At 68.5% G+C, this 1,456-nt stretch carries 1 protein-coding gene and 3 pseudogenes; all 4 read right to left on the bottom strand.

The window, feature by feature from the left end:
* Nucleotides 1-157 (bottom strand): alcohol dehydrogenase catalytic domain-containing protein (locus Y706_RS30340; RefSeq protein WP_343213073.1); only part of this gene is annotated, 157 nt, incomplete at its 3' end.
* A gap of 132 nt (nt 158-289) precedes the next feature.
* A pseudogene (locus Y706_RS25955) lies at nt 290-739 on the bottom strand (thiolase domain-containing protein); the annotation flags it as partial.
* A pseudogene (locus Y706_RS30335) lies at nt 739-888 on the bottom strand (alcohol dehydrogenase catalytic domain-containing protein); the annotation flags it as partial. The pseudogenes Y706_RS30335 and Y706_RS25955, both read right to left, overlap by 1 nt.
* 132 nt (nt 889-1,020) lie before the next feature.
* Nucleotides 1,021-1,456 (bottom strand): annotated as a pseudogene (locus tag Y706_RS25950) (thiolase domain-containing protein); the annotation flags it as partial.

The following is a 1,456-nucleotide window of genomic DNA, read 5'->3' as shown; positions in this document are numbered from 1 at the left end:
TGTGGGTGGGCTTGACCCCGCGGTACGGCCAGAGGTCCGAGCCGCAGACGCAGGAGGCGGTGACCTTCACGATGACGTCGGTGGGCAGCTGGAGGGTGGGGTAGTCGCGGTCTTCGACTCGGATGTCGCCGGGACCGTGGATGATGGTGGCGCGCATGGGTGCTCCTCGCATTGTGGTGGATGGGCTGGGAACGAGTTTAGTCCCGTGGCATCCCGGCCTCGCAGGCGAGGACAAGCAACGCGGGGTCAGATCCGGCCCATTAAGGGCCGTATCTGACCCCGCGTTGCTTTAGAGGGCTTCGAGCACGCTGACGTAGTTGGCGATGCCGACGCCGCCCATGTTCTGCACCGCGGCCCGGCGCGGGTTGGCCAGCTGCATGTCGCCGGCCGTCCCGGTGAGCTGCATGGCGGCGATGACGTGCTGGGAGACGCCGGTGGCGCCGACGGGGTGGCCCTTAGCCTTGAGCCCGCCCGAGACGTTGACCGGCAGCTTGCCGTCCTTGAAGACCCAGCCTTCCTCGAGCGCCCGGGCGCCCTGGCCGCGTTCGGTCAGCCCCATGGCCTCATACATGAGCAGTTCGGCAATGGTGAAGCAGTCGTGGACTTCGGCGAAGTCGAGCTCCTCCAGCCCGACGCCGGCCATCCCCAGGGCCCGCTGCCAGGAGGCCCGTGTGGCGGCGAATTCGGTCGGGTCCCGGCGCTCGGCGGGGAAGAAATCATTCGCCTGGCCGAAGCCGGCGGCTTGACCCCGCGGTACGGCCAGAGGTCCGAGCCGCAGACGCAGGAGGCGGTGACCTTCACGATGACGTCGGTGGGCAGCTGGAGGGTGGGGTAGTCGCGGTCTTCGACTCGGATGTCGCCGGGACCGTGGATGATGGTGGCGCGCATGGGTGCTCCTCGCATTGTGGTGGATGGGCTGGGAACGAGTTTAGTCCCGTGGCATCCCGGCCTCGCAGGCGAGGACAAGCAACGCGGGGTCAGATCCGGCCCATTAAGGGCCGTATCTGACCCCGCGTTGCTTTAGAGGGCTTCGAGCACGCTGACGTAGTTGGCGATGCCGACGCCGCCCATGTTCTGCACCGCGGCCCGGCGCGGGTTGGCCAGCTGCATGTCGCCGGCCGTCCCGGTGAGCTGCATGGCGGCGATGACGTGCTGGGAGACGCCGGTGGCGCCGACGGGGTGGCCCTTAGCCTTGAGCCCGCCCGAGACGTTGACCGGCAGCTTGCCGTCCTTGAAGACCCAGCCTTCCTCGAGCGCCCGGGCGCCCTGGCCGCGTTCGGTCAGCCCCATGGCCTCATACATGAGCAGTTCGGCAATGGTGAAGCAGTCGTGGACTTCGGCGAAGTCGAGCTCCTCCAGCCCGACGCCGGCCATCCCCAGGGCCCGCTGCCAGGAGGCCCGTGTGGCGGCGAATTCGGTCGGGTCCCGGCGCTCGGCGGGGAAGAAATCATTCGGG

The sequence above is a fragment of the Arthrobacter sp. I3 genome, assembly GCF_000520575.1.
In the GTDB taxonomy this organism is placed as follows: domain Bacteria; phylum Actinomycetota; class Actinomycetes; order Actinomycetales; family Micrococcaceae; genus Arthrobacter; species Arthrobacter humicola_A.
The sequence above is the reverse complement of the archived record's forward strand: the minus strand, read 5'-3'. Positions and strand labels throughout refer to the sequence as shown.